Raw genomic sequence first — 7,666 nt, forward strand, 5'->3', positions numbered from 1 at the left:
CCCCCGCCGGCACAGCCCGGCCGGGCCGCCCCGCCGGCCCCTCGCGCCGCACCCATCCGGCTGCGGAGGATCGCCCCCATGGACCACACCCTGCTCGACCCCGCCGGCACCGAACCGCGCCCGCCACGGGCCGCCGCCACCCCGGCGCACCTCGCCGCCGTCCTCGCCGCCACCCGCGAATTCCTCGGCGAGCGCCTCACCGAGAACCGCGCCGTGCGCGAGCAGCACGGCCGCGGCGAGGACACCACCACCCCGACCCTCCCGGACGCCGTCGCCTTCGCCGAGAGCACCGGCGAGGTCTCGCGCCTCCTCGCCCTCTGCCACGCCCACGGCGTGCCCGTCACCGCCTTCGGCGCCGGCACCTCGCTGGAGGGCCACGTCAACCCGGTGCGCGGCGGCATCAGCCTCGACCTCTCGCGCATGAACCGCATCCTGGAGGTGAACCAGGAGGACATGGACTGCCTGATCGAGCCCGGCGTCACCCGCCACCAGCTCAACGACCACCTGCGCGACCAGGGCCTGTTCTTCCCCGTCGACCCCGGCAGCCACTGCACCATCGGCGGCATGTGCGCGACCCGCGCCTCCGGCACCAACGCCGTCCGCTACGGCACCATCCGCGAGAACGTGCTGGGGCTGGAGGTGGTGCTGGCCGACGGCCGCGTCATCAACACCGGCGGGCGCGTCCGCAAGGCCGCCAACGGCTACGACCTGACGCACCTCATGATCGGCTCCGAGGGCACGCTCGGCATCGTCACGAAGGTCCGCCTGCGCCTGCACGGCATCCCCGAGGCGACCAGCGCCGCCGTCTGCCAGTTCCCGACCCTGCGCGCCGCCGTCGAGACCGTCATCACCACCATGCAGTCCGGCATCCCGGTCGCGCGCATCGAGCTGCTCGACGAGGTGCAGGTCGCCGCCTGCATCCGCTACTCCAAGCTCGAAGGGCTGGCCGAGCTGCCCACCCTGTTCTTCGAGTTCCACGGCTCGGAGAACGGCGTCGCCGAGCAGGCGCGGGCCGTCGAGGCGATCGCGCTGGAGGCCGGCGGCAACGGCTTCGCCTGGGCGACCGACGCCGAGACCCGCAACAGGCTCTGGACCGCCCGCCACAACGCCTACTGGGCCGCCATCGCCTCGCAGCCCAACAGCCGCGGCGTCACCACCGATGTCTGCGTCCCCATCTCCCGACTCGCCGAGGCGCTGCTCGGCGCCAAGGCGGAGATCGAGGCCTCCGGCCTCTCCGCGCCCATGGTCGGCCATGTCGGCGACGGCAATTTCCACACCGTCATCCTGGTGGACCAGGACGACCCCGACGCGCTGGAACGCGCCTGGGCGCTGGACCGGAAGATCGTCGCGCGCGGCCTCGCCGTCGGCGGCACCTGCTCGGGCGAGCACGGCATCGGCCTCGGCAAGCGCGAATTCCTGGAGCAGGAGCACGGGCCGGAGGCGCTGGCCGTGATGCGCAGCCTCAAGGCGGCGCTGGACCCGAAGGGCATCCTCAACCCGGGCAAGATGTTCCGGAACTGAAGCGGCGAAGGGCGGGAACGGTCCCGGCCGGCACGCCGCCCCGCCAACCCGGACCCGCCGTCCCGGCGGACGGCCCCGGACCCGCCGTCCCGGCGGACGGCGCCGCCTCAGCGATCGGCCATCGCCCGGCGCGGGTCGAAGGCCACCAGCCGCGCCGACGGGACCGCCCCCGAGGGCGTCCCCGAGGGCGTTCCGGACACGGCCTCCGGCGTGGTCCCGGCGGCCAGCCGGCCGATCCGCCCGGGCATCTCCGGCGCCTCCTCCGCCAGCCGCAGGAAGTCCGCGGCCGCCAGTTCCAGCAGGTGGCAGAAGCCCACCGCGCGGGCGCGCCCCTGCCGGTGCGTGCCGGCCAGCACCTCCTCCGCGCCGAACACCGAATCGCGGCCGAGCCGCACCTCCTGCCCGTCCCGCACCACCTCCACCTCGCCGGCGCTGACGAGGTAGACCGCGTCCGCCCGCTGCCCGGCCCGGTACAGCCGCTCCCCCGGCACGGCGAAGCGCAGGGTCACGCTCAGCGCCAGGTCGTGCAGCGCCGCCTCCTGCAGGCTGGCGAAGGCGGGAAACTCCTTCAGCCGCCGGTCGAGCCCGGCCTGGAGGTTGAAGCGCAGCGGCCGGCTCACCTGCCCGGCCGCGGCCTCCAGCCCGCGCATCAGCTCCTGGAACAGCTCCTCGCCGATCAGCGATTCGCGGTGCAGCGAGACATACTCCTCGGCCTCCAGCCGCAGGCCGATCTGGCGCAGCATCCGGCGCTCCAGCGCCTCGGCGTAGCCCGGGTACTGCAGGCGCAGCGTGTCGATCGCGTCCTGCAGCATGTCGTCGCGCCGGGCCACGATGTCGGCCACGATCTCGGTGACGCGGCGGCCCAGCACCGGCTCCATGCGCTCGCGCATGAAGCGCGTCATCGCCACCGAGACGACGTGGGTGATCTGGAGCATCTCGAAACGCTCGGCCATGGCGTGCATCAGCAGCCGGTCGTAGCGGAAGCGGCGGTGGACGCGCTGCGCGAACCGGAAGCGCAGCGTCGGCTGCAGGCGGCGCCGGGCGGCCTGCACGTAGCCGTGCCGCCCGCCCGCCCGCGCCCCGTCGAGCATGCTCTCCGAGGTCCAGAGCATGCTCTCGATCACCCGCCGCGAGATGCCGCGCTCGCGGAAGATCTCCAGCAGCAGCGCACGCTCCTGCGAGGCGAAGGTGATGAGGCCGAGCGTCACGCGCTCGCGGTCGCTGATCGCGGTGTCGAAGGTGTTGGCCGCCGTCTCGCGGCGGATGCGCCGCTCGTAGCGGTCGAGCACCGGCGCCGTGGCCGGGGCGGAGAAGCCCAGCTCCCCCGCCATGCGCCGCAGCCGGTCGCGCACCTCGCCGAGGCCGATCGCCACCACCTGGTTGCGCAGCGCCTGGTCGGCCGGCGAGAGCCGGTCGAGCTTCAGCGCCCGCACCAGGAAGGGCAGCGTGGTGCCGTTCACCAGCAGGCTGAACAGCACGAAGCCGGTGGCCAGGATCGCCACGAATTGCTGGATCCGCGGCGGCACCGCCGGGTTCTCCGTCACGGCGAGCGCCAGCGCCAGGGTGATGGCGCCGCGCAGGCCGCCCCAGAGCATCGTCACCTTGAACGGGATCGGCACGCGCTGGCAGAGCCCGGCCCAGCGCAGCGTCGGCAGGATGGTGAACAGCACCAGCGCCCGCGCCGCGGTCGCGGCCAGCACCACGACGCCGACCAGGGCGAGGTCGCCCCGGTCCATCCCCAGCATCAGCTTCGGCACCAGCATGGCGGCCAGCACGAAGACCAGGCTGGAGGCCCAGAAGGCGAGCTGGTCCCACACCTCGTGCAGGAAGGTCCAGGATTGCGGGCGGAAGGTGGAGGGGCCGGCGGCGCTCAGCGTCAGCCCCGCCGTCGCCGCCGCCACCACGCCGGAGACGTGCAGGAAGCGCTCGTCGATGATGTAGGCGAGGTAGGGCAGCGCCAGGGTCAGCGTGGTCTCCGCCGCGCGGTTGCCGCCGAGCCAGGGGATGGCGGCCAGCACCAGCCGCGCCAGCAGGAAGCCCGCCAGCATCCCGCCCCCGAAGGAGAGGACGAAGTCGCGCGCCGCCGTCAGCGGGTCGAGCGGGGCGCCGCCCGCGAGGTGCGAGAGCAGCATGGTGAAGAGCGCGATCGCGGCCGCGTCGTTGAGCAGGCTCTCGCCCTCGACCAGCCGCGTCAGCCGCCCGTCGGCGCCGATGTCGCGGAACACGCCGACCACGGCCGAGGGATCGGTGGTGGCGACGATGGCGCCCAGCATCAGGCAGGCGGCCAGCGGCACGCCGCCCGCGAGCGGGTGCAGCGCGTAGCCGATGGCGAAGGTGGTGACCAGCACCGCCACCACCGCCATCACCAGCACCGGCGCCGCGTCCCGCGCGAGGCGGCGGACGTCGATCCGCAGCGCCCCGTGGAACACCAGCAGCGGCAGGAAGACGAGCAGGAACACCTCGGCGTTGACGGGAAGCCGCGTCACCCGGCTCGCCGCCTCGTCCAGCACGCCGGCGACGCGGTCGTGCAGCAGCAGGGTGGCGACGCCGCCGATCATCACGCCCACCATGGCCAGCAGGACCGAGTCCGACAGCAGCAGGCGGCGGGCGAGCGGCTGGATGGCGCTGACGATGACCAGCAGCACGGCGATGACCAGCAGCGTGTCGGGCAGTTCCGTGAGCATCCTGTCGGCTCCTGCGGCGTGCGCCGGCCGGCGCCGGCCGGTCCGGTGGGGCGATCGAAGGGAGGCGCCCGTCGCCGGGGCGCCCCCGAAGTGATTGCCGGCCGCCCCGCGCCCCGTCGCGGACCGCGCGTTCCGGAACCGGGGCCGGGTCGCGGGCATCGCCCGCCTGGGAGGCATGCGCCAGACCGTCGCCGCACCGCAACCCCCGAGGGTGCGGCGCAACGGCCCGGCGCGGCAGCGTCGCACGGGAAGACGTTGCCGTGTGCGGCAAAGGGTTGCGCATGGTTCGCCACGGCGCCGTCACCCATCTGCAACATGAGCGGCGCGCCTCGTCCCGTTCACAGCCCGTTCGCGTTGACAAGGGCGTTGAAATCCATCGGGGAAGCGCGGGCGGGGTGACGGGCATCCCCAGGGTTATCCACAGGCGCTGGGGATGTTCCTGTGGGGATCGTCGGCAACCCCGCCAGCGACGGCGGATTCCGCCGCCGGGGGCGGGGACCGGGATTGGGGCCGGGGTTGGGGTCGGCCGGCGCCCCGCCTGCCTCCCCGCCATCAGGCACCGGCCGTGCCGCCGTGCGCGGCGACCGCCCGCCGGTAGCGGGATGCCGGAGTCGCACTGCCGGAGTCGCATCGCCCGAGTCGCATTGCCGGAGTCGGGCCATCGGGACCGGCCCGCCGGAAACCGCCATTCCCCCGCGCCGTTCGGCGCGCAGTCGGATGACAGGCGGCCGCGGCTATGGCTTCATTCCCGTGGATGGACGTTCCGCTTCCCACCTCCGCCGAGCTGTCGACGCTGCCGCCGGTCCTGATCACGCGACCGGAACGGCAGACGACGCCGCTCGTCTTCGCCTCGCCCCATTCCGGCCGCGCCTATCCGGGAACGCTGGTGGCCGAGTCGCGCCTCGACCCGGTGGCGCTGCGCCGTTCCGAGGACGGCTTCGTCGAGGAGCTGTTCGCGGCCGCGCCCGACCATGGCGCGCCGCTGCTCGCCGCCACCTTCCCGCGCGTCTACTGCGACGCCAACCGCGAGGCGTGGGAGCTGGACCCGGCGATGTTCGACGGGCCGCTGCCTCCCTGGGTGAACACGGCCAGCCCGCGCGTCGGCGCCGGGCTGGGCACCATCGCCCGCGTGGTGGCGACCGGCGAGACCGTGTACCGACGCAAGCTGACCTTCGCCGAGGCGGAGGCGCGCATCCGCCAGTGCTGGCAGCCCTACCACGACGCGCTGGCGGCGCTGATCGCCGAGACCCGCGCCCGCTTCGGCTTCTGCCTGCTGGTCGACTGCCATTCCATGCCCACCCATCCCGCCCAGAGCGGCACGCCGCCGGCCTTCGTGCTCGGCGACGCGCACGGCACCGCCTGCGCGCCGCGCGCGACGCGGCTGGTGGAGGAGGCCCTCTCGGGCATGGGCTACCGGGTGCGGCGCAACGACCCCTATGCCGGCGGCTACGTCACCCGCCACTACGGCCGCCCGCGCGACGGGGTGCACGCCCTGCAGATCGAGATCGCGCGCACCCTCTACATGGACGAGGTGGCGGTGGAGCGCGGCCCCGGCATGGCGGCGCTGCGCCGCGACCTGACGGCGCTGGTGGCGCTGATGGCCGGAACGGACTGGTCCTTCCTCGCCTGAAACCCGGCCGCGACGGCCCGCGGCCCATGCATTCCAGCCCCTGCGCGTTCCAGCCGAGGACATCCCCGCCCGCGACACGGAGATGCGCGGACACAGGGGCGGGGGACGCCTCGGCCCGGCCCTCGCCGGGCGGGCCATGGCGGCCTATGGCGCCCCGTCACCGGCCGCCCCTTCGCCCGGCGGCGTGAAAGCGGCGTGGACACCCCCTCACGCCGGCGGGACGGCGTTCCGCCACGCCCCGCCAGCCTTCCGACGGGTCCCGCCCGGCGGGGCATCGTTCCCGCCACCGGGACGCAGGCAAAAAAAATGGCGGTGCCGAAGCACCGCCAAGTTTAGGGAGGAAACGTCCAAGAAAGACAGCAACACGAGAACCTCGTGCGCTGCGAGAGGAAATCTAGGCGGGAAATCGTTTGCACGCAAGTGGAATTCTGCGCCGCACCAACACGGACACGTGATTCCGGTCGAGGCAGCCCCCTGCCTTCCGCAGGGCATCTGGCACGGTGCTTGCCGCCCGGGGCGCCATGCTCCCCTGGCTTCCCCGCCGGCGCCGCCCATGGCCGATGCCGGCTCCACGCCTCGCCATCCTCCTCGCCTGCCTGGTGCTGGGCTGCCTGCCGGCCGTCCCGGCCGCCGGCTTCTCCCAGGGCGATCCGGGCCGCCTCTGCCGCGCCGCCATCGCCACGGCGGAACGCGAGGCCGGGCTGCCCGCGCAGATGCTCCACGCCATCGCCAGGGTCGAATCGGGCCGGCGCGATCCCGCCACCGGGCTCGTCCTTCCCTGGCCCTGGATCATCAACGCCGAGGGGCGCGGCAGTATTTTCCAGAGCCGGGAGGAAGCGATTGCCGCCGTGCAGCAACTTCAGGCGCGCGGCGTCCGCTCGATCGACGTGGGCTGCATGCAGATCAACCTCAGCGCCCACCCCGGTGCCTTCCCCTCGCTGGAGGCGGCCTTCGATCCCCTCGCCAATGCCCGCTACGCGGTGCAGTTCCTGCTCCGTCTCAACGAGACGCGGCGGGACTGGAACGTGACGATCGGCAACTACCATTCCGGCACGCCGGAGCGCGCCGGCGCCTATCGTGCCGCCGTGCTGGCCGCCTGGCAGCAGGAGACCCGGTTCGCCGCCATCGACCCGCCCGGCACGCTGTCGGGGCTGGGCGGCCTGCCGGCGGCCTCGGCCTATCGTCCGCCGATCATGCTCGGCGGCTTCGCCGGGCTCGGCGTCGGGGCGGGCGGCTTCGGCATGCCGGCGCTCACCGCGGGCGGCGGGTCGCGCGCGGGCCTGGCAATGGGCGGCGGGACCGGCGGCCGTGGCCTGGACGCCTACCGCGCGGCGCCCATCCCGCTGATGACGCGTGGCCCGGCGCCGCTGCGGCTCGCCGACGCGCTGCCGCTGCGCTGAGAGCCGGCTGGAGAGGCCCGCGGGCCGGTCTGGCGGGTCTTCTCCGCGCCCGGGGGAAAAGGCGGAGCGTCAGCCCCTTGCCCAGATGCCCCGCATCGGGGAAGGGACTTCCTTCCCGGCACGAAAAATCCCTCGCCATCCCTCCGCCGCAGTCCTCTCCGACCGGCTCCGGGCCCATGGCACCGGAGCGGATCGCCAGGGGCGGACAGGCCCGAAGGCGTGAAGCCGCGCCGAGGACAAGGATCTGTGGCGACGCGCGGTCGCCACCGCACGGCGCTTCGCCATGGGCCGGGGCCGTCGGACACGGAAAAGGGCGCCTCGCGGCGCCCTTCCCCTCGGTCTCTCGCCCCGGCGCCGGCCCCACCCCCTGTCCCGGGGAGGGCCGTGGCGGGGCCGGTCGGCGGGGGCAGGCCCCCGCCGGGCCGGAACTA

At 74.2% G+C, this 7,666-nt stretch carries 4 protein-coding genes; 3 read left to right on the forward strand and 1 reads right to left on the reverse strand.

Annotated elements, in window-relative coordinates; translation table 11 throughout:
- The first annotated feature begins 78 nt into the window (after positions 1-78).
- On the forward strand, positions 79-1,521 hold the full coding sequence (locus tag M0638_RS15380) for an FAD-binding oxidoreductase (protein WP_248667881.1): 1,443 nt from the start codon (positions 79-81) through the stop codon (positions 1,519-1,521).
- 107 nt (positions 1,522-1,628) lie between these two features.
- Here the strand turns inward: M0638_RS15380 and M0638_RS15385 are convergent, their stop codons facing one another.
- Positions 1,629-4,205, reverse strand: a complete 2,577-nt coding sequence (locus tag M0638_RS15385; protein WP_248667882.1) for a cation:proton antiporter — start codon at positions 4,203-4,205, stop codon at positions 1,629-1,631.
- A 754-nt stretch (positions 4,206-4,959) separates the two neighbouring features.
- Here M0638_RS15385 and M0638_RS15390 point away from each other — a divergent pair.
- Positions 4,960-5,835, forward strand: coding sequence for an N-formylglutamate amidohydrolase (locus M0638_RS15390; RefSeq protein ID WP_248667883.1), 876 nt, complete (start codon positions 4,960-4,962; stop codon positions 5,833-5,835).
- A gap of 560 nt (positions 5,836-6,395) precedes the next feature.
- Entirely contained in the window at positions 6,396-7,235 is an 840-nt protein-coding gene (locus M0638_RS15395) for a transglycosylase SLT domain-containing protein (RefSeq protein WP_248667884.1), read from the forward strand.
- Positions 7,236-7,666 lie beyond the last annotated feature (431 nt).

Origin of the sequence: Roseomonas acroporae (assembly GCF_023223525.1) — a bacterium.
GTDB classification, from domain to species: domain Bacteria; phylum Pseudomonadota; class Alphaproteobacteria; order Acetobacterales; family Acetobacteraceae; genus Roseomonas_E; species Roseomonas_E acroporae.

Excerpts from the sequence above, each read along its gene's own strand:
- M0638_RS15395 (WP_248667884.1), top strand. The coding sequence starts at position 6,396 with ATGCCGGCTCCACGCCTCGCCATCCTCCTCGCCTGCCTGGTGCTGGGC.
- M0638_RS15385 (WP_248667882.1), bottom strand. The coding sequence starts at position 4,205 with ATGCTCACGGAACTGCCCGACACGCTGCTGGTCATCGCCGTGCTGCTG.
- M0638_RS15380 (WP_248667881.1), top strand. The coding sequence starts at position 79 with ATGGACCACACCCTGCTCGACCCCGCCGGCACCGAACCGCGCCCGCCA.
- M0638_RS15390 (WP_248667883.1), top strand. The coding sequence starts at position 4,960 with ATGGACGTTCCGCTTCCCACCTCCGCCGAGCTGTCGACGCTGCCGCCG.